Source organism: Microbacterium sp. cx-55 (assembly GCF_021117345.1).
Lineage (GTDB): Bacteria > Actinomycetota > Actinomycetes > Actinomycetales > Microbacteriaceae > Microbacterium.
This window is the reverse complement of record NZ_CP088261.1, coordinates 1,423,852-1,442,181: the sequence shown is the minus strand read 5'-3', so window position 1 is coordinate 1,442,181 and position 18,330 is coordinate 1,423,852. Positions and strand designations below refer to the sequence as shown.

23 protein-coding genes are annotated in these 18,330 nt (G+C 69.6%); 10 read left to right on the top strand and 13 right to left on the bottom strand.

The features are described 5' to 3' along the window. Positions 1 to 35: 35 nt before the first annotated feature. Positions 36 to 347 (top strand): hypothetical protein, encoded by a 312-nt coding sequence (locus tag LQ938_RS06715; protein WP_223721382.1) that lies wholly within the window; start codon positions 36 to 38, stop codon positions 345 to 347. A gap of 19 nt (positions 348 to 366) precedes the next feature. On the opposite strand, the gene LQ938_RS06710 is transcribed toward LQ938_RS06715, so the two are convergent. Together LQ938_RS06710 and LQ938_RS06705 are read right to left on the bottom strand one after the other, a co-directional pair. Beyond that, complete coding sequence (locus LQ938_RS06710) at positions 367 to 909, bottom strand: RNA polymerase sigma factor (RefSeq protein WP_223721383.1); 543 nt, start codon at positions 907 to 909, stop codon at positions 367 to 369. After that, on the bottom strand, positions 906 to 1,436 hold the full coding sequence (locus LQ938_RS06705; RefSeq protein WP_223721384.1) for a hypothetical protein: 531 nt from the start codon (positions 1,434 to 1,436) through the stop codon (positions 906 to 908). Before LQ938_RS06705 ends, LQ938_RS06710 begins: the two co-directional genes overlap by 4 nt. 209 nt (positions 1,437 to 1,645) lie before the next feature. Here LQ938_RS06705 and LQ938_RS06700 point away from each other — a divergent pair, with 209 nt between their 5' ends. Genes LQ938_RS06700 through LQ938_RS06690 form a run of 3 tightly spaced genes read left to right on the top strand, consistent with a single transcriptional unit; the run spans position 1,646 to position 3,860 of the window. Further along, on the top strand, positions 1,646 to 2,440 hold the full coding sequence (locus tag LQ938_RS06700) for a glycosyltransferase family A protein (protein ID WP_223721385.1): 795 nt from the start codon (positions 1,646 to 1,648) through the stop codon (positions 2,438 to 2,440). Then, positions 2,437 to 3,273, top strand: a complete 837-nt coding sequence (locus LQ938_RS06695; protein WP_223721386.1) for an endonuclease/exonuclease/phosphatase family protein — start codon at positions 2,437 to 2,439, stop codon at positions 3,271 to 3,273. Before LQ938_RS06700 ends, LQ938_RS06695 begins: the two co-directional genes overlap by 4 nt. After that, complete coding sequence (locus LQ938_RS06690) at positions 3,270 to 3,860, top strand: hypothetical protein (protein WP_223721387.1); 591 nt, start codon at positions 3,270 to 3,272, stop codon at positions 3,858 to 3,860. The genes LQ938_RS06695 and LQ938_RS06690 overlap by 4 nt, the downstream gene beginning before the upstream one ends. Positions 3,861 to 3,882: 22 nt before the next feature. Here the strand turns inward: LQ938_RS06690 and LQ938_RS06685 are convergent, their stop codons facing one another. The 5 genes from LQ938_RS06685 to LQ938_RS06665 form a co-directional block, all read right to left on the bottom strand. Continuing rightward, positions 3,883 to 4,365 (bottom strand): pyridoxamine 5'-phosphate oxidase family protein, encoded by a 483-nt coding sequence (locus LQ938_RS06685; protein WP_223721388.1) that lies wholly within the window; start codon positions 4,363 to 4,365, stop codon positions 3,883 to 3,885. 101 nt (positions 4,366 to 4,466) lie between these two features. Further along, positions 4,467 to 4,775: a protealysin inhibitor emfourin gene (locus LQ938_RS06680; protein ID WP_223721389.1), complete on the bottom strand. Its 309-nt coding sequence runs from the start codon at positions 4,773 to 4,775 to the stop codon at positions 4,467 to 4,469. Beyond that, positions 4,750 to 5,847, bottom strand: coding sequence for a M4 family metallopeptidase (locus LQ938_RS06675; RefSeq protein WP_223721390.1), 1,098 nt, complete (start codon positions 5,845 to 5,847; stop codon positions 4,750 to 4,752). The genes LQ938_RS06680 and LQ938_RS06675 overlap by 26 nt, the downstream gene beginning before the upstream one ends. A 52-nt stretch (positions 5,848 to 5,899) precedes the next feature. Beyond that, a complete protein-coding gene (locus tag LQ938_RS06670; RefSeq protein ID WP_223721391.1) occupies positions 5,900 to 6,607 on the bottom strand; it encodes an NUDIX hydrolase in 708 nt (235 codons plus the stop codon). Positions 6,608 to 6,636: 29 nt separating this feature from the next. Further along, positions 6,637 to 7,458 carry an SDR family NAD(P)-dependent oxidoreductase gene (locus LQ938_RS06665; RefSeq protein ID WP_223721392.1) on the bottom strand — a complete coding sequence of 274 codons (822 nt, stop codon included), beginning with the start codon at positions 7,456 to 7,458 and terminating at the stop codon, positions 6,637 to 6,639. A 182-nt stretch (positions 7,459 to 7,640) separates the two neighbouring features. Between LQ938_RS06665 and msrB the strand changes: the two genes are divergently transcribed. Together msrB and msrA are read left to right on the top strand one after the other, a co-directional pair. Then, positions 7,641 to 8,105, top strand: coding sequence for a peptide-methionine (R)-S-oxide reductase MsrB (gene msrB, locus LQ938_RS06660; protein WP_223721393.1), 465 nt, complete (start codon positions 7,641 to 7,643; stop codon positions 8,103 to 8,105). Then, a complete protein-coding gene (gene msrA, locus LQ938_RS06655; RefSeq protein WP_223721394.1) occupies positions 8,102 to 8,650 on the top strand; it encodes a peptide-methionine (S)-S-oxide reductase MsrA in 549 nt (182 codons plus the stop codon). Before msrB ends, msrA begins: the two co-directional genes overlap by 4 nt. Before the next feature lie 88 nt (positions 8,651 to 8,738). On the opposite strand, the gene LQ938_RS06650 is transcribed toward msrA, so the two are convergent. Further along, a complete protein-coding gene (locus tag LQ938_RS06650; protein WP_223721395.1) occupies positions 8,739 to 9,539 on the bottom strand; it encodes an isocitrate lyase/PEP mutase family protein in 801 nt (266 codons plus the stop codon). A 33-nt stretch (positions 9,540 to 9,572) separates the two neighbouring features. After that, positions 9,573 to 10,652: a DNA glycosylase AlkZ-like family protein gene (locus tag LQ938_RS06645; protein WP_223721396.1), complete on the bottom strand. Its 1,080-nt coding sequence runs from the start codon at positions 10,650 to 10,652 to the stop codon at positions 9,573 to 9,575. Between the two features lie 75 nt (positions 10,653 to 10,727). On the opposite strand from LQ938_RS06645, the gene LQ938_RS06640 reads away from it, so the two are divergent. Beyond that, positions 10,728 to 12,014, top strand: a complete 1,287-nt coding sequence (locus LQ938_RS06640; protein ID WP_223721397.1) for an NAD(P)/FAD-dependent oxidoreductase — start codon at positions 10,728 to 10,730, stop codon at positions 12,012 to 12,014. On the opposite strand, the gene LQ938_RS06635 is transcribed toward LQ938_RS06640, so the two are convergent. Genes LQ938_RS06635 through LQ938_RS06625 form a run of 3 tightly spaced genes read right to left on the bottom strand, consistent with a single transcriptional unit; the run spans position 11,998 to position 15,273 of the window. Beyond that, the gene (locus LQ938_RS06635) at positions 11,998 to 12,888 is read right to left on the bottom strand and encodes a helix-turn-helix transcriptional regulator (protein ID WP_223721398.1); all 891 of its coding nucleotides are present in this window, start codon (positions 12,886 to 12,888) and stop codon (positions 11,998 to 12,000) included. The two genes, LQ938_RS06640 and LQ938_RS06635, sit on opposite strands and share 17 nt — an antisense overlap. Positions 12,889 to 12,933: 45 nt before the next feature. Further along, positions 12,934 to 14,391, bottom strand: coding sequence for a cryptochrome/photolyase family protein (locus LQ938_RS06630; protein WP_223721399.1), 1,458 nt, complete (start codon positions 14,389 to 14,391; stop codon positions 12,934 to 12,936). Between the two features lie 30 nt (positions 14,392 to 14,421). Continuing rightward, positions 14,422 to 15,273 carry an aldo/keto reductase gene (locus LQ938_RS06625; protein WP_223721400.1) on the bottom strand — a complete coding sequence of 284 codons (852 nt, stop codon included), beginning with the start codon at positions 15,271 to 15,273 and terminating at the stop codon, positions 14,422 to 14,424. A 101-nt stretch (positions 15,274 to 15,374) separates the two neighbouring features. On the opposite strand from LQ938_RS06625, the gene LQ938_RS06620 reads away from it, so the two are divergent. The 3 genes from LQ938_RS06620 to LQ938_RS06610 all read left to right on the top strand — a co-directional run bounded on the left by LQ938_RS06620 (position 15,375) and on the right by LQ938_RS06610 (position 17,251). Beyond that, positions 15,375 to 15,659, top strand: coding sequence for a DUF6412 domain-containing protein (locus LQ938_RS06620; RefSeq protein WP_223721401.1), 285 nt, complete (start codon positions 15,375 to 15,377; stop codon positions 15,657 to 15,659). 108 nt (positions 15,660 to 15,767) lie between these two features. After that, positions 15,768 to 16,511, top strand: a complete 744-nt coding sequence (locus LQ938_RS06615) for a YidC/Oxa1 family membrane protein insertase (RefSeq protein ID WP_223721402.1) — start codon at positions 15,768 to 15,770, stop codon at positions 16,509 to 16,511. Between the two features lie 200 nt (positions 16,512 to 16,711). Beyond that, positions 16,712 to 17,251, top strand: coding sequence for a hypothetical protein (locus tag LQ938_RS06610; RefSeq protein WP_223721403.1), 540 nt, complete (start codon positions 16,712 to 16,714; stop codon positions 17,249 to 17,251). 10 nt (positions 17,252 to 17,261) lie between these two features. Here the strand turns inward: LQ938_RS06610 and LQ938_RS06605 are convergent, their stop codons facing one another. Beyond that, the gene (locus LQ938_RS06605; protein ID WP_223721404.1) at positions 17,262 to 18,311 is read right to left on the bottom strand and encodes a zinc-dependent alcohol dehydrogenase family protein; all 1,050 of its coding nucleotides are present in this window, start codon (positions 18,309 to 18,311) and stop codon (positions 17,262 to 17,264) included. Between the last annotated feature and the right edge of the window lie 19 nt (positions 18,312 to 18,330).

Genomic DNA, 18,330 nt, shown 5'->3' with positions numbered 1-18,330 from the left:
CCGCGACCTGCGCAGGCATGGAATGCTGGGCAATCATGCGCGACACCGCCAGCGGCCCGTTCGTCGTCACTCTCGTGGTCGACATGCCGATCACGAAGCTCGACGCACTCGACGTCGTCGCGTTCGCCGCCGACTCGCACGTCGAGAATGCGGGAACCGCATTTCCGCGGGTGGGACTCGCCCCGAACGTCTGGGCCGAGGTGCAGATCCCGAAGTTCGCAGACCCGCCACCCATCGCCATCGACGTCTGCTCCGACTCATCGCTCGACCTCGCCCGTGAACACGCCCGGCGCCTGGCCGCCGCCCTGGCGAGCATGGAGTGGAGCGTGCGAATGACGTCCGACTGACGGAACATCCGGCCGGAGGCTACCGAACCTCCTCCCCGACCGCCGGAGTCAGAAGACCCTGCAGCCGGATGCGGGCGCGCGCGTGTCGGCTGCGCACGGTCGCCGGGTTCATCGCGAGGAGCTGCGCCACCTCCGCGAGCGTGAATCCATCCCAGTAGACGAGCCGGATGATCTCCTGATCCCCCTCGTTCAGCTGAGCGATCGCCGCGCGGACATCGCCCGTCTCTGCGCTCTCCGGAGGGCGCTCGCTGTCGCGCAGGTAGTGGCCGAGTCGCTCGCTCAGCGCAAGGCGCCGTCCGCTGGATCGGCGATGCTGCGACAGCACTCGGCGCGCGACACCGAACATCCACATGCGCGCCTCCGCGGCGTCCTCGGGCACGGCGCGTTCGCGACGCCAGACGATCACCAGCGTGTCGCCGAGGAGGTCCGCCGCATCCTCGCGAGACGACGTGCGCCGCGCGAAATAGTCCAGAAGCGACCCCGACTCGCGCCGCACGATGTCGGCGATCCGGGCCGCGCGGGTCTCGTCCGCGTGCCCGCGGCGGCCATCCGAGAGGCTCAATGCAGCTCACCGCTGCAGGTCGAGTCCGAGCCCATGCCGCCGTCGACGAAGAGGCCGTCCGGCGCATTCGCCATGAGCACATCGTTTTCGGCCTGAGCCCACGGCGAGACGGCGCGCGTCGTTTCGTAGACGAGTGCCTTCTCGTAGATCTCCTGCCCGACCCGGCTCCAGTCCTGGCCGCGGAAGTAGTCGACCGCCTGGGTGTTCGTCTCGACGTAGTCCATCTCGCCGTTGAACAGCTCGATCGCGCAGTCGACCTGGCGCCCGGTGTCGGTCGTGTAGGTGACGGGGATGACGAAGTCGGGCGACATCCGCGGATCCGTGCCACCGGTCGTCATCAGCGAGAGCGCCGGAACGGCGATCACCGGCAGCGCCACCCAGCTCAGCCGCCGCATCCGCCGCCCGCGAACGGCGATCGCGCGCGATGAGACCACAGCGCGGTCGAGCTCGGCGCGCACAGCGGGATCGGTGGCGAACGCCGCAGGGGCGCTCGCACGAAGCATTTCGTCGACATGTGAATCGTTCACAGTTCCTCCTCGGTCCGTCGGTACACCCTGTTCATGGCCGGGACCGCGGAAAACGTTGCACGATCGCCTCCATCCCATACCGAGTGCCGCCCGCCCTCCGGGATCGACACGACCGCGCACGTCGGCATAGACGCCGATGTGCGGACGGTCAAGCGGCCTGCACGGGCAACCGAGCGGCATAGCGTGAAACACGACACCGAGGAGACGACGTGACCCGCGCTACGCCGCCACCCCCCTTTCTCACCACGACCGTGGTGATCCCCGTCAAGGACGACGCCGACGAACTCCGTCGCTGCCTGCGCGCGCTGGCACTCCAGACGCGCGCGCCCGATGAAGTGATCGTCGTCGACAACGGCTCCTCCGACGCTTCCGCGACCGTCGCCCGCGAGGCCGGGGCCGTCGTCGTTCGCTGCGACACACCCGGAATCCCGGCGGCCGCGTCGGCCGGGTACGACGCCGCGACGAGCGACCTGATCCTGCGTCTGGATGCGGATTGCCTGCCCGCCGACTCGTGGGTCGAAGCGATGGAACGCGGCTTCCGTCGCCGGCCCGACGTCGCGGCGTTCACCGGCGGCGCGCGCTTCGTCGACGGGCCGCGTCCCCTCCGCTCGAGCCTGGCGGTTGCGTACCTCGGCGCCTACGCCGTCGCCGGCGTGCTCGCGCTCGGCCACCTGCCGCTCTTCGGCTCCAATCTCGCCATGCGCCGAACGGCATGGAGTCGGGTCAGCGCGACTGTGCATCGTCACGACACCGAGGTGCACGACGACCTCGACCTCGCGTTCCACCTTGGGGAACGGTTCCGCATCCGCTCCCTCCCGGGCGCGGCCATGGGCATCTCGATGCGCCCGTTCTCGGAGGGCGTCGCGTTCGCGCGCCGACTGAACCGCGGGATCCGCACCGTCGTTTTGCACTGGCCCCGCGACTTCCCACCCGTACGGTGGGAGCGGATGCTGCTGCGCCGGATGCGGCACGCCACCCGCACGCGAGAGGCCTACGAACGATGAGCGACGCCCTGATCGGCCCCGTCCCGCCGCCGGATCTGCACGTCATGACGTACAACATCCGACGCAAGATGAACGGGCCGCTCGTCCGCGGGGTCGACGAGTGGCGCGATCGCGAGCCGCGGATGCAGCGTCTGCTACGGGCCGAGCGTCCCACGCTCCTCGGCACGCAGGAGGTCATGCCGGTGCAGCTGGGCGCCCTCACCGCGGCACTCGGGCCGACCTACCGGGTCATCGGGCACGGGCGCGAACGCGACGGACAGGGCGAGGGATGCCCCATCCTCTACGACACGGACCGCCTGGAGCTCCTGACGTGGCAGCAGCTCGCCCTCTCGGATGAGCCGGCCACCGCTGGTTCCCGCTCCTGGGGCAATCTGGTGCCGCGCATCGCTGTCAGCGCGGAGTTCCGCGATCGCGTCACGTCGGCGCGGTTCCTCGCGATCAACACCCACTTCGACCACATCTCGCGGGCGTCCCGCGTGCGCGCGGCGGAGTTCGTGCGCCGGCGGATCGCCGCGCAGTCGCTTCCCGCGGTCGTCACCGGGGATCTCAACGCGGACGACACGTCGCCCGCGCTTCGCGAGTTGTTCGCCGGCGATCACCTCGTGGATGCGTGGGAGACCGCATCCGTCCGCGTCTCTCCGCAGCTCAGCACGTACACGAACTACCGTCCGCCGCGCCGGTTCGGCACGCGAATCGACTGGATCGCGGTGACCCCTCGGGTCGAGGTGCGCACGATCGGCATCAACGCGCACCGCATCGATGGGCGCTGGCCCTCCGACCATCTGCCGGTGCAGACCGTCCTGCGCTTCCCGACCGATCGGCCCCCCGCGTGAGAAGGAACTTCCTCCGCCGGCCGTACGGTATCGGCGAGTGGGCGGCGGACGCCCTCCGCGTCGCGGGGCTGGTGAGCGTTCTGATCGCCGCGGTCGTGTTCGAGCCGACGGATGCCGGCATCCTGGCGTTCTCGCTCCCTGCGCTGCTCGTGCCCCGCTTCGTCGGGGTGCGCTCCGGGTTCGACGTCGTCTACGGAGTAGTCGTGCTCACCGCCGCGTGGAGCAACGTCCTCGACCTCTACACCCGCATCTCCTGGTGGGACCTCGTCGTGCACTTCGCCTGCACCGGTGTGCTCGCCGTGATCCTCTATCTCGCGTTGTCCCGCGCGCGGGTCGTGCCCGACCTGCGCGGCATCGCAGTGCCGCGACGCGCGCCGCTCGTCCTCACCGCCGCCATCGGTCTGGCCATCAGCGCGCTCTGGGAGATGGTGGAGTGGGCGGGCTGGCGGTTCATCAGCGACGAGATCTACGTCGCGTACCAGGACTCCATCGGCGATATGGCGATCGGGGGTCTCGGGGCACTCGTGGGCGGGGTCATGCTCACCCGCATCCGCCTCGACCGGGAGGATGCTCTCCCCCGGCCGTGACGGATGCGGAACGGCGGTGCGTCTACAGGTCGAACTTCTCGTTGTCGGCCTCGAACTTCTCGCCCGTGACCTTCTGCTTGACGAAGGCGGCGATCGTGGCGACGCGGCCTCCCGGGCTGTCCCAGTACTCGCCGCTCAGCGCGTTCACGCGAAGCAGCGTCACGTTCGGGTCTTCCGGGCCATTCGGGAACCAGGCGTCCACCGCCGAGTTCCACAGCTGCGTCAGCTTCGCTGCGTCGTCGACGACCTCGGCCGAGCCGGCGAGCGACAGCCACGAACTGTTCGAGCTGAACGAGACTCCCACCATCGGGTCGACCTGCACGTGCTGCACGGCGGGCGCGTTGCGTCCGACGATGAACCACAGGTCGCCGTCGAACTCGCTCTCCTGAACAGACAGCGGGTGCGCCGTCAGCGTGCCGTCGGTCGCGCGGGTGGTGAGCATCGCGAACCGGAAGTCCTTGAGCAGGTCGTTGAGCTTGTGCAGCTCTTCGGGTGTAGCGGTCATCGGAGGCCTTTCTTCGAGAGAACAGGTACTCATCGATCGAACGGCAGACTCCTCGGAAAGGCGAGCGCTTGACAGCGGCGCCCGTCGCAGTCAATGCCGACTCAGGCCTTCGCTGCCGTCTGGACCGCATCGACCAGCACACGCCACGGCCCCGAGAGCTCCGCATCCGGAATCTCCCGCGCGCACTCGCGGCCGGCGACCCGTGCGCGGATGGACCACGTGTAGAGATCGGCGCCCCGCCGAGCCGGCGCCGGATCGTCCCACGGGCAGCGCTCGATCAGCGCGACCCACCGAGATGCGACGTCAGCGGGCGGTTCGATCTGCCACGTGCGACGGATGCCGGCGATGCCGCCGGACCGCACGACGGCGACGGTGATCGGGCGATCAGTCGCCTGCTCCGCCTCGCTCATCGACCGTCACTCCCACCGTCGTCCACGCGGTCCGCACCGCCGCGGAAACCTCCGAGTCCTCACCGTACTGCGCCGTCGCCGCGGCGATCGTTGCCTCGGCGAACTCGGCGAACGTCGCGGTCGGACCCAGCCCACCGGTCAGCGCCCGATACCAGACGAGCCCGGCGCGTTCCCAGGCCGGCCCGCCGAGAGCGATCGCAGCAAGGGCGAACGCGCGATTGGGAATGCCCGAGTTCAGGTGCACGCCGCCGTTGTCTTCCGCCGTCTCCACATAATCCCGCATGTGAGCGGGCTGCGGATCGCGACCGAGCTGGTCGTCGTCGTACGCCGTTCCGGGCTCGATCATCGACCGCAGCGCACGGCCCTCGACGGCCGGGCCGAAGATCCCGCCGCCGATGAGCCAGGTGGCATCCTCCGCCGTGTCGCCCCGCTGATACTGCTCGGTCAACGCACCGAACACGTCGGCGATGGACTCGTTGAGGGCCCCCGACTGACCCTGGTATTCGAGCCCCGCCGTGTGCTGGATGACGCCGTGCCCGAGCTCGTGGCCGATGATCGAGACCGAGCCGGTGAAGCCGAGGAAGACCTCCCCGTCACCGTCGCCGAACACCATCCGCTCGCCGTCCCAGAACGCGTTGTCGTAATCGACGCCGAAGTGCACGGTCGCCTCGAGTGCCGCGCCCGCACCGTCGATCGAGGTGCGCCCGAAGGCCGAGAGCAGCAGCTCGAACGTCGCTCCGAGTCCGTCGTACGCCTCGTTCACGGCCACGTCATCGACCGGCGGCTCGTCTTCCGTCCGCACGCGTACGCCCGGCAACGTCTCCGTGTTCTGTGCGTCGCTGATCGTGCGGTCCGGGGCGGCACTCACCTCCGCGACGAGGTTGCCGGACGCGTCGATCGACAGCTCGATGCGCGCGCGACGCGGCGGTCGTCCGATCGTGAGCGTCTGGCGCGCCGCATCCGCTGCGCGCGGAAAACGCGTCGACTGCGCCAGACGGTCGAGGAGGTACGACGGCACGATGCCCTGGTGGACGGCCGCGACGGACTCGGTATCGGATGTAGATCTCGCCATGTCGCGACCCTAGCCTCCCCCTCCGACGTCGTCACCGGGATGGCGAAAAGCCTCAGAGCACGAGCGGCAGTTCGCGCGCCTGATCCCACGGCTCGGTCCACCCGAGTCGATCGAACAGCGCGTCGAGCAGCATCGCCGTGAACCCCCACACGAGGTGCTCACCGGTGGTGTGCGCCACCCGGAATCCCGGCCCGCGGAACTCTCGCCCGTCACGACGGAGGACGGTCACGCCGCGATTCGCGGGGTCGAGCAGATCGGCCACGGGTGCCCGGAAGACATCCGAGGACTCGGCGGTGTCGACGACCCCGACCGGCGTCGGATGGCGCCACCAGCCGAGCACCGGCGTCACCACGTGGCCGGAGAAGGCGAGCGGAACATCGGGGAGAACGCCGAGCACATCGACGCCTCGGGGATCGAGCCCGGTCTCCTCGCGCGCCTCGCGCAGCGCCGCATCCACGGGACCGAGATCCTCCGGATCGAGGCGACCGCCGGGAAAGGCGACCTGTCCGGGATGCGCGCGCAGGGTCGTTGCGCGAGAAAGAAGCAGCACGTCGAGATCGCGAGAGACCGCGGACGCCTGGGTCTCCGCGGTGCTCGGCCGACCATCGAGCACGCCGAACAGGATGAGGATCGCCGCCGGGCGCGGATCCGGCACGGTCGGTAGATCGATCAGCGCATGCGCCGCACCCGCGAGACCGTCGCCGCGGGCCAGGTCGACGAGCTGCTCCCGCGCGGTCCGGAGGGCGGCATCTGACGGCATGGGATCAGGCTACGCCGACCCCGGTGCGCTCAGAGCGAGACCATCTCCGCGCTCCGCTCCCAGAGCATCTTCGCCACCCCGGGGTCGTCGGCGACACGGGTCGTCTTCGCGAGCCGGTTGTTCGCGTAGTACTGACCCGGCTCCCAGTCGACCCTCGGCTTGCCGAGTGCGAGGAACGTGAGCCTCGCGCCACCGACCTCGGTCGAGGTGAGTAGGCGCGCCGTCAGCGGGTTCGTGTACATGAACTTCCATGGTCCGCTCGATGCTCCCGCGAACCCGCTCGCGACCGCCCCGGGATGGAACGCGACCGCGTGGACACCGTTCTCGTGGAAGCGCCGGTGCAGTTCTTTCGTGAACAGGATGTTGGCGAGCTTGCCGTTGCCGTAGGCCGTGCTCGCGGAGTACTTCTTCTCCGCCTGCAGGTCGTCGATGTCGAATCGCGAGAAGCGCTGCGCCGCGAGGCTCGAGGTCTGGATGACCGACGCCTGACTCTCGATGAGGCGGTCCATCAGGAGGTTCGTGAGGAGGAAGCCGCCCAGGTGGTTGACCTGGAAGGTGAACTCGTACCCGTCGACGGTCGTGACGCGGTCGCCGAAGATGCCGCCGGCGTTGTTGGCCAGCACATCGATCCGCGGATACGTCTCGAGCAGCGCCGCCGCCAGGTCCCGCACCTGCGCGAGGTCGCTGTAGTCGGCGATGAACGAATCCGCGCCGAGGCGTCGGGCCACCGCATCCGTCTTCTCCGGGTTCCGGCCGACGATGACGACCGTCTCGCCCGCATCCTGCAATTGGCGTGCGGATGCGCCGCCGATTCCGTCGCTTGCTCCGGTGATGACGATTGTGCGCGGCACGTTTCCTCCTGTGGTCGGTCCCGTCATCGTATGCACGATGCCTGGCGGTGGGCCCGGGATTGCGCCCACCGCAGAGCCGACACAACTCAAAGCCCGCTCCCAGGTTCGCGGGACCAAATCCAGAGCCGCGGCCGTTGACCCCTAAGACGCCGCAGCCAGCGGTGGCGAACAAGGAGGACACCGTGAGCAACGACTACCGCAAGACTCCCGAGGCGCTCAGCCGCCTGACCCCGAACGAGTACCGCGTGACCCAGGAGGACAGCACCGAGCCGCCCTTCCGCAATCGCTACTGGGACAACCACGAGGACGGCATCTACGTCGATGTCGTGTCGGGTCAGCCCCTGTTCTCGTCGGCCGACAAGTTCGAGAGCGGATCGGGGTGGCCCAGCTTCACCCGGCCGATCGACTCCGACGCCGTGACTGAGAAGACAGACCGTACGCTGTGGATGAAGCGCACCGAGGTGCGCTCGGCCGGCGCCGACAGCCATCTCGGGCACCTGTTCGATGACGGCCCGCGCGAAGCCGGTGGCATGCGCTACTGCATGAACTCCGCCGCACTCCGCTTCATCCCCGTCGCCCAGCTCGAGGAGCAGGGCTACGGTTCTTACCGCACACTCTTCACCACCACGCAGGAGGACGTCGCATGACCACCGACACCGGATCCATCACCCGCAGCCCCGGCACCGAGACCGCCGTCCTGGCGGGCGGCTGTTTCTGGGGCGCCGAGGAGCTCATCCGCCACCAGACGGGCGTGATCTCCACGCGCGTCGGGTACACCGGCGGAACCAACGAGCACGCGACCTACCGCAACCACCCCGGTCATGCGGAGGCCGTGGAGATCGTGTTCGACCCCTCGAAGACCACCTACCGCGACATCCTGGCGTTCTTCTTCCAGATCCACGACCCGTCGACCCTGAACCGTCAGGGCAACGACATCGGCACCAGCTACCGGTCGGCCATCTTCCCGCTCTCTCCCGAGCAGGAGCAGGTCGCCCGCGACACGATCGCCGACGTCGACGCGTCGGGGCTGTGGCCCGGCAAGGCCGTCACCACGATCGAGCCCGCGGGCCCGTTCTGGCAGGCCGAGCCCGAGCACCAGGACTACCTGCAGCGCATCCCGAACGGGTACACCTGCCACTTCGTGCGTCCCGGTTGGGTGCTTCCGAAGCGCAGCGCGACCGCGTCGGCGTAACCCCGAGACAGAGACGACGGATGCGGCCTCGGCGCCGCATCCGTCGTCTTCTTCGTGCTCCGGCCTCACGTACCGGTGCGGGTGCGGATCAGTTCAGCGCGCGGGTACCGGCGGGGATAACGCCGTCGGCGTAGAGGCTCTTCGCGACGTCCTGCAGTGCGGTCAGCGCGACCCGCTGGGTGGTCGGTCCGTACGAGATGCGGGCGACGCCGAGCGCCTCGTACTCGGCGGCAGCCAACGCGCCCGGCAGTCCGATCACGCTGACCTTGCGCTCGCCGATGCCCTCGACGAGCTGACGGGTGACGTCGGCGTTCAGCACGCCGGGGACGAAGATCACGTCGGCGCCGGCCGATAGATACGCGCGACCACGCTCGATCGCGTCCGCGATCGACTCCTCGACCGGGCGGTCACCGCCACGCACGAACGCGTCGGTGCGCGCGTTCAGCGCGAACGGCACGCCCTCGGCGTGACCTGCGGCGACGATCGCCTCCACGCGGGCCGCGGCCTCGGCGAGAGGGCGGAGCCGGTCTTCGACGTTGGCTCCGACGATTCCGACGCCGATCGCGCGACGCACGGTCTCCCCCGCATCGGCGTAGCCGTCGTCGAGGTCGGCGGAGACGGGCACGTCGCCCGCGACCGCGACGATGCGGCTGACGAGGTCAAGTGTCGTCTCGAGCGGGATGGTGCCGTCGGCGTAGCCGAAGGTCGCGGCGATGGAGTGCCCGGCGGTGGCGAGGGCTCGGGTCTCCGGAAGGTCGAGGATGGCCTTGGCCGACACGACGTCCCAGACGTTGACGACGCGGAGGATCTCGGGGGCGGCATGCAGGGCCGACAGCGCCTGCGCGCGTTCGGCCTGAGTCTTGTGCTGGGCATTCGTGTGCTCGGTCATACCGCCACGCTAACGGAGCGGGGCCAGATGGCGTCAGTCCAGTCCGGTGACCGGCATCCCGAGCCATTCGCCGAGTTCCGCGAGTTCGGCCCGCACCATCTCGGTCTCTTCCGGATCGAACGGCACGAACTCGTAGATGGCGCCGAGCCGCAACTCCTCCCGGGTACGGTCCACTTCGGCATCCAGCATCCCCACGAATCGGTCGCCCATCAGAATCGGATGCGCGAAGAAGCCGTACCGGCGTTGGGGCTTCGGCTTGAACTGCTCGAGCACGTAGTCGAACGCGAAGAGTTCGCGCAGGCGCGGGCGGTCGAACAGCAGGCTGTCGTAGGGGTTGAGGAAAGCCACCCGACCGCCGCGGTCGTCGTTCAGGGCGGCCAGCGCCTCCGGATCGACGCGGTACTTCCGGGCGCTGCCCTCGATCGTCGCGGGTTCCCCCGCCGCCCCGACCGGCGTCCACGGCGACTTCTCCTTAGCGATGCCGACGGCCTGGAGTCGGCGCTCCTCCCGCATCCGTTCGGCGTCATCGAACGCGTAGTCGGGCAAGTTCTGCGGGTAGACCCGCTCGGCGAGATCCCACCGCCGGTGACGCCCGTCGCGGCCGACGATCGCCACCTTGCCCTGGCGGCTCAGGAAGTCGAGCATGTGCGGAACCTGATTCGGCCCCGACCATCCGTCGGTGCCGCGCCGCGCGACCGCGGTGTCGGGAATCTCGCGGGCGAAGAGCGGGCCGCCGTCGCGAAGGCGCGCCAGCACGTCGTCGCGGAACGCGGCGTTCGCCTCGAGCCACTGGCGGCTGCTCTCGCGTTGCGGCCACCGGCGCATGCCGGGCAGCATGAGCGGCAGCAGACTCATCGGCCGAAAGGCACCGTCGAACTCGAACAGCAGCCGGTCCTGCTCCACCGCCTTCGACAGCTGGCCCGGTTCGTACGACCATCCGATCCGCGACCAGAGCACGGTGTGCTCCGCGGGCGCGATCGTGGCGGTGGGATCGATCTTGATGTAGCCGAGTTGCTCGGCCACCTCCACGACGTCGCCGGGGCGATCGGCATCGAGCAACTGCGCTCGCACGGCGATCCGCCGAGCCTCGTCTGCCGTCAACCGGTGGGTCACGCGGTCAGGCTACCGACGCGCGCGGGCGCCGCACCACCCCGCCACGCGCACCGCCCGCAGGCCTAGGCTCGCCCCGTGGACGCACACGAGGTGATCATCGTCGGCGCGGGCCTGGCGGGGCTGCGCTGCGCGAGCGTGCTGGCGCAGGCGGAACTCGACGTCGTCGTGCTCGAGGCGGCGGAGGCGGTCGGCGGTCGGCAGCGCACGGATGCGGTCGACGGCTTCCTCCTCGACCGCGGCTTCCAGCTGCTCAATCCCGCCTACCCGGCCGTCGGGCGGTGGGTCGATGTGCGTGCCCTCGGACTGCAGCAGTTCCCGGTGGGCGTGCAGGTGCGGCGCGACCGCGGGGTCGCGACCCTCGCGCATCCGCTCCATCACCCCCGACTTCTGCCCGCAACCCTCCGCAGCGGGCTGCTATCGACGCGCGAACTCTCGGCTCTCGCGCGGTGGGCGGGGCCGACCATCGTGAGGCCGCGCACCGCGCTCACCGGCGCCGACGCGTCACTCGCGACCGGATGGCGTCGCGCGGGCGTGCACGGCGCACTTCGCGCCGAGGTGCTCGAGCCGTTCCTCGCCGGCGTCGTCGCGGACGACACGCTCGAAACATCCGACGCGTTCGTCCGGCTGCTCATCCGCATGTTCGCGCTGGGTCGCCCGGGAGTTCCCGAGCACGGCATCCAGGCGGTCCCCGCGCAGCTCGCGAGCATGGCCCGACTGATGGGGGCCTCGATCCGACTCCGTCACCGCGTCACCGGGCTCCGGTCGGGCGCCCGCGGCACGGAGGTCGCCGTGGCCGGTGCCGACACCCTCAGAGCGCAGACGGTCATCATCGCGGTCGGCTCGGAGGCGGTGCCGGCGCTCGTCGGTGTGCCGTCCGCTCAGACCCGCGGTCTGCAGACGTGGTGGTTCGAAGCGGAGGTGCCGCCGACCGAATCCGGCATGTTGCGGGTCGACGGACGCCGCCGCGGCCCGGTCGTGAACACCGCGGTGATGTCGAACGCCGCGCCCTCCTATGCACCTCCCGGCCGGCACCTCGTGCAGGCGACATGTCTGCTGCCCTCGACCGGCGGCGGGCCGGTGGAGACGGAGGTGCGCCGCCATCTCGGCGAGATCTGGGGCGGATCGGTGGCGGGCTGGCACCTCATCCGCCGCGATGACATCCCGCACGCGCTGCCCGCGCAGACGGCGCCGCTGCGGCCGACCCGACCCGCCCGCATCCGCGACGGTGTCTATCTGGCCGGAGACAACCGCGACACCGCGTCCATCCAGGGCGCGCTCGTGTCAGGTGACCGCATCGCACGGGCCGTCCTGCGCGACCGTGCGGGTGCAGGCGTGCCGGGAGAGGTCACGCCTCGGGGGTGACCTTCTGGTGATCGGGGGCGGCCCGCCGGTTCTGATCGGCGACCCACGACGCCAACAGCATCAACGCATCCGCCGTGGGCGAGCCGGGCGCCGCGGTGTAGACGTTCATGACCAGCCCCGGCTCGCTGGGAAGCTCCATCGACTCGTAGTTCAGGTCGAGGTCGCCGACCACCGGGTGGTGGAGCCGTTTGATCCCGCTGCGGTGGTACTTCACGTCCCGTGACGCCCACCGCTGGCGGAAGAGTTCGCTCTGCGTCGACAACTCCCCCACCAGGCGGATGAGCCCCTCATCGTGCGGGTTGCGTCCTGCCTCCAACCGGAGCATCGCCGCCGCGTCGTCGGCGATCTGGTCGTAGTCGCGCCAGAACTCGCGTGCGGCGGGATTCAGGTACGTGAACCGGGTCGTGTTGACCGGGCGCCGCGGGTCGTCGAAGACCGGCGCGTAGAGCGCACGACCCATGCTGTTCGCGGCGAGGATGTCGTGCCGGCCGTTGCGCACCCAGGCGGGAGCATCGGCCATCGCATCGAGCACCTGTCGGATCGCCGGCCGCACATCGCTCGTCACCGGCGGTCGACGCCGCGGCGCCGGTCCGGCGTTCCGAGCGAGGTCGAACAGGTACTGCCGCTCCGCCTCGTCAAGGCTCAGGGTTCGCGCCAGCGCGTCCAGCACGCTCTCGGAGGCTCCCGCGAGATTGCCCCGCTCCAGCCGCACGTAGTAGTCGACCGAGACGCCCGTGAGCATCGCCACCTCTTCGCGCCGGAGTCCGCTCACGCGCCGGTTGCCGCCGTATGCGGGCAGCCCGGCCTGCTCGGGCGAGATGCGCGCCCGTCGAGAACTCAGGAACTCTCGGATCTCCGCACGGGTGTCACTCATCCCTCCACGCTAATCACACTCCGGACGCCGTGGGAGGCCCTGCGACTACCCGCCTGCGGACTCGCTCGCCGCGCGCCGCGACCGCATCTGCGCGAGGGGCAGCGACATGCGGGGATTGCCCGCCAGCGCGTCTTCGTGCTGATCGAGGAACCGCCAGTACGCGCCCGTGAACGCGGACTCCTTCGCCTGCTGTGCCGACGACCACCACGACCCCATCTTCTGCAGATATGCCCCGCCGGAGATATACGGTTTCGTGCCGACCAGCCCGCCATCGGCGTACTGACTCATCCCGAACACGTTCGGCACCATCACCCAGTCGTAGGCATCGACGAACAGCGCCAAGAACCAGCGGTTCACCTCGGCGGGGGCGTACCCCCGCAGGAGGAACCAGTTACCCAGCACCATCAGCCGTTCGATGTGGTGCGCATACCCCCAGCGATGCACACTCTCGAGCACCGACCGGACAGGCACCGGCACGTCCACCGGGATTCCCTTCCCCGTGTACCACCAGTCCTCGAGCGGCCGGCTCAGTCCCAACGCGTTCGCACCGTCGAGTTCCGGATGCGCCCGGTACATGCCGCGCATGTACTCCCGCCATCCGATGATCTGGCGAACGAAGCCTTCGACCGACGCCAGCGGCACGTCGTCGCCCGCGGTCGTCGCGGCCGTGATCACCTCGTCGACCGTCAGCAGCCCGATGTTCAGCATCGGCGAGATCACCGAGTGGAACAGGAACGGCTGGTCGCGCGACATCGCGTCTTCGTAGCGCCCGAAATCGCGGAACCGTTCGGCGATGAACGTGTTGAGCCACTGGCGCGCCGCATCCGGGGTCACCGGGAGCCAGAACTGCGCCGCATCACCGGGATGATCGGAGAACCGCTCGTTCACCTCGGCGATCACACCGGCGGTGATCGGATCGGGCGACGGAAAAGGAAGCGCCGGCACCGTCACCCCGCGCTTCGGAAGCGGATGCCGATTATCGGCGTCGAAGTTCCACCGCCCGCCGACGGGCTTCTCGCCGTCCATGAGAATCCCCGTGCGATGACGCTGCCACCGCACGAACGTCTCCATGACGGGCGTCGGATGCGCGGCGAACCACTCGTCGGATGCCTCTGCCGGAGTGAGAAACAGCGCATCCGGATACACCCGACTGCGAAGGCCGAGCCGGGTGCACAACGCGTGGATCCGTTCGTCGACTCCCCGATCGGTCGCGCTCATCCACGCCAGACCGTCGGCGCCGTGCCGGGTCGCCAGTTCTTCGACTCCGCGAGCGAACGAAAGGTCGTCCTCGAGAGCGACGACACGCACGGTGCGCCCGTCCGCGCGGAGCCTGTCGACCGTGTGCCGAAGCGCCGCGAGCAGCAGCACGATCTTGTGCCGGTGGTACGGCAACCGGGAGAAGCGCTGCGCGGACTCGACGACGAAGAACTCGTCGATGTCGGGATCGTGGAAGGCCGGGTGATCCTCGAACTGCTGAGTCGCGAGGATCAGGGCCGCTTTCACGCGCAGCGCCTCTCGTTCCGGATGCCGGGATCAGTTCAGTTCGGACGGGTGCGCGCCCACGCGGCCCGAGCCATCCTGCGGATCGAGTGCCGTGATCGCTTCGACCTCAGCATCGGAGAGCGCGAAGTCGAACAGCGCGAAGTTCTCCGCCATCCGCTCGCGATTCACGGTCTTCGGGAAGACGATGAAGCCCTTCTGCAGGTGCCAGCGCAGCACCACCTGGGCGGGCGTGCGCTCGTGCGCCGCGGCGGCGTCGGCGACAGCCGGGGTGCCGAACAGGTCGTACTTGCCCTGGCCGAGCGGACCCCACGCTTCGATGTGGACACCGCGAGACGTGCACCACTCGACGACCTCGCGCTGCTGGTAGGCGGGGTGGATCTCGAGCTGGTTCACCGCGGGCAGCGTGCCCGTGGCGGCCTCGAGCTGTGCGAGGTGCTCGACCAAGTGGTTCGACACACCGATCGACCGCGCGAGCCCGGCCTCGTTCAGCGACACGAGCGTCGTCCAGGCGTTCACGTAGTTGCCGTTGGCCGGGGCGGGCCAGTGCACCAGGTACAGGTCGACGAACTCGAGCTGGAGCTTCTCGAGGCTCTCCTGGATCGCGGCGCGGGGTTCGTCGCCCGCCTGGCGATCGTTCCAGAGCTTCGTGGTGATGAAGAGCTCGTCGCGCGGGATTCCGCTGGACGCGATCGCGCGGCCGACACCCTCTTCGTTGCCGTAGATCGCTGCCGTGTCGATGTGCCGGTAGCCGACCTCGAGGGCCTCGGTGACGTACTTCTCGGTCTTCGCCGGGTCGACTTTGAAGACGCCGTAGCCGAGCTGCGGGATGGCGTGGCCCGAGTTGAGCGCCACGGTGGGAACGGAGGTGTGCTGGTCTGCCATGACCCCAGCGTACGGAGGGCCACCCCCACGTGGCCCCGGCTTGACGCCGATCATCGAGTGCTACCGTGATCGCACACACCGAGGAGCGAAGGAGGAGCGCTGTGCCCGCATTCACCGACGCACTGCACGCCATCCTCTCGCTCGTCTGGCTGACGAGCGGTGCGGTCCTGTCCGACGGATCCGCGCTCGCCGCCGTCGTGCTCGTGATCGCCGCCGCCCTTATCGTCGTGGCGGCTACCGCCTTCGCCGGTGTGGCAGCGGGAACGGATCCCTCCGCGACCCCTCGTCGCAGCATCGATGTGTCCTCTCCGCTCACGCAGAGCGATCCGGATGCGTCCGGGCACCCGCGCCCGCGAGCACCGGGCCACGCGGCCCTCGTCCTCTAGACGCCGCCGCGCAACGCTCCTTCTCTCCCTCGCCCCCGACCGGCGAGGATGCGGCGTTCCGTCGCGGCCGATCACCTTCCCGATCGACCTCGCAGAACGGATCCTTCCGTGGACATCTTCGCCTTCCCGCCCGTGACCGCCCTCCTCGACCTCGCCTACCGCGCGCTTCTCGCCCTTTCCTCTGTTCTCGAACCCTTCACCGGCGCCTCGGCTGCGGCCGCGGCGGTCATTCTGACCACGCTGATCGTGCGCGCCCTCCTCATCCCCGCCGGAGTCTCGCAAGCGAAAGCGGAGCAGACCCGCGCGCGGCTCGCGCCGCGTCTACGCCTCATCCAGCAGCGATATCGCACCGATCCCGAGCGCATGCAGCGCGAGACGATGCAGGTCTATCGCGACGAGCACGCGTCCCCGCTGGCGGGGTGCCTGCCGTTGCTCGTGCAAGCGCCCATCGTCGGCATTCTCTACGCGGTGTTTCTGCATCCGGTCCTGGCGGGGCGCGACAACGCGCTGCTGTCGGAGACTCTCGCGGGCGTTCCTCTCGGCAGCAGCCTCGCGGGGATCGTCTCCGCGGGGGCGCTCGATCCGGCGAGCATCGCCGTCTTCGGCACCGTGCTCCTGATGATCATCGCGGCCGGCGAGGTGACCCGTCGCGCCTTCCGACCGGTCGTGACGAGCGACGTCACCCCGTCGTTCGCGCTCCACGCACTCGGGTTCCTCTCCTTCGCCTCCGCGGTGGTCGCCGTCTTCGTTCCCCTGGCCGCGGGCCTGTACCTGGCCGTGACGGTGGTCTGGACGCTCGTGCAGCGCCTCGTCCTGCGGCGTCGGTACCCGCTGAAGTCGCGGAGTTCCTGACACGGCCGGACCACCGTCGGATCCCGCATCCGCCCTGGTTTTTCAGATCGTGCTCATGAACTGGGGTTTAACGTGCTCTCCGGACATAATCCCGGCGCGCTCGCATTGACTCGCGCTGTGGAGCACGTGAATATGGAAGCCACCCCGACACTTTCCACCGAGTGACTTCCCGTGATTCTCGGTGCGGCGAGAGGAGCTACGTGCGCGCACACACCCGCGTTGTCATCGTCGCTGCCGCATGCGCGGGCGCCCTCGCCGTGACCGCCGTCACCTCGATCGCGCTGAACGTGTCCGACGAGTCCGCGAGCGGCCGCACGGCCCAAGCAGCCGAGATCCTGAGTGTCACCGAGGCCGACTCCCCCGACGAGATGGAAGCGGCGATCGGCGTTGAGCCGCCGCTGCAGGTGCGCGAAGTCGACCCCACCGCACCTCCGACGACATTCCGACGCTCCGTGAGCGAACCGTGGAAGCCGTTCGTCAGCTCCGACCCGGTGCCCGCCCCGGCGCCAGTGCCCGCCCCGGCTCCCGAGCAGCCGGTCGCACCTACTCCCACACCCGATCCGACGCCGACGCCGAAGCCGCCGACATCGACCCCCACCCCCGGTCCGAGCACGACGCCGACCCCGCCGATCCCGGGCGAAGAGCCGGGCGACGACGAAGGACTCCCGTCCGAGCAAGCACCAGCGCCCCTGCCCGCGCCACCGATCGACGACGCGCCGTCAGAGTCCGTCACACCCTGAGGCTCGCGCTCTAGGGACGGAGCAGGACCTTCGTCGCCCGACGCTCGTCCATCGCGGCGTACGCCTCGGCCGCCTCCGTCAGCGGAAGCTCCAGGTCGAAGACCAGACCCGGACGGATGGCGCCGGAACGGACGTCCGGCAGAAGTTCCTCGATGTAGCCGCGCACCGGCGCGACGCCACCGTTGACGCCGACGTTCGACCCGAACATCCGACCGATCGGAAGTTCGGGGCCGCCGTTCGGCACGCCCACGTATCCGACCATCCCGCCCGGACGCGCCGAACGGAGCGCCTGATCCATCGACTCCTTCGTGCCGACGCACTCGAGCACGCGGTCGGCACCGATGCCGTCGGTGAGCTCGCGCACCCTCTCGACACCCTCGTCACCACGCTCCGCGACGATGTGCGTCGCGCCGAACTCGCGGGCGAGCGCCTGACGTTCCGGATGCCGGGACATCGCGATGATCGTCGTCGCACCCAACCGCTTGGCGGCGATGATGGCGCAGAGCCCCACCGCGCCGTCCCCCACGACGGCGACGCTGTCACCGGGCTGCACACCCGACGACAGCGCCGCGTGGTGCCCGGTACCCATGACATCGCTCAGAGTCAGCAGGCCGGGGATCTCCTCGTCGCCGATCGGCCCCGGAACCACTGCGAGGGTGCCGTCGGCGAGCGGAACACGAACGAACTGGCCCTGGCCGCCGTCGGCGAAACCGTCGTCGTGCACGTCGCCGCCCCACCATCCGCCGCTGAGGCACGAGGTGCTGACACCGTTGCGGCAGTTCGCGCACGTTCCGTCGCACACGTAGAACGGGGCGATGACGAAATCGCCGGGCGCGACGTTCTGCACGTCGTCCCCCACGCTCTCGACGATCCCGACGAACTCGTGACCGATGCGGTGCGGTCGGTCCGTCGCGGTGACGCCCCGGTACGGCCAGAGGTCGGAACCGCAGACACACGCGGCGACGACGCGCACGATGGCGTCGCGTCCGGTGGAGAGCTGCGGGTCGGGAACCTCTTCGACGCGGATGTCACGGGCGGCGTGGATGACGGTGGCGAGCATGCATCCAGCCTACGCAGCG

Bases quoted from the DNA above. Each gene is read 5' to 3' on its own strand.
- LQ938_RS06715 (WP_223721382.1), top strand. From the start codon at position 36: ATGCGCGACACCGCCAGCGGCCCGTTCGTCGTCACTCTCGTGGTCGAC.
- LQ938_RS06680 (WP_223721389.1), bottom strand. From the start codon at position 4,775: ATGAGCGAGGCGGAGCAGGCGACTGATCGCCCGATCACCGTCGCCGTC.
- LQ938_RS06685 (WP_223721388.1), bottom strand. From the start codon at position 4,365: ATGACCGCTACACCCGAAGAGCTGCACAAGCTCAACGACCTGCTCAAG.
- LQ938_RS06625 (WP_223721400.1), bottom strand. From the start codon at position 15,273: ATGGCAGACCAGCACACCTCCGTTCCCACCGTGGCGCTCAACTCGGGC.
- msrA (WP_223721394.1), top strand. From the start codon at position 8,102: ATGACCACCGACACCGGATCCATCACCCGCAGCCCCGGCACCGAGACC.
- LQ938_RS06675 (WP_223721390.1), bottom strand. From the start codon at position 5,847: ATGGCGAGATCTACATCCGATACCGAGTCCGTCGCGGCCGTCCACCAG.
- LQ938_RS06670 (WP_223721391.1), bottom strand. From the start codon at position 6,607: ATGCCGTCAGATGCCGCCCTCCGGACCGCGCGGGAGCAGCTCGTCGAC.
- LQ938_RS06650 (WP_223721395.1), bottom strand. From the start codon at position 9,539: ATGACCGAGCACACGAATGCCCAGCACAAGACTCAGGCCGAACGCGCG.
- LQ938_RS06605 (WP_223721404.1), bottom strand. From the start codon at position 18,311: ATGCTCGCCACCGTCATCCACGCCGCCCGTGACATCCGCGTCGAAGAG.
- LQ938_RS06695 (WP_223721386.1), top strand. From the start codon at position 2,437: ATGAGCGACGCCCTGATCGGCCCCGTCCCGCCGCCGGATCTGCACGTC.
- LQ938_RS06635 (WP_223721398.1), bottom strand. From the start codon at position 12,888: ATGAGTGACACCCGTGCGGAGATCCGAGAGTTCCTGAGTTCTCGACGG.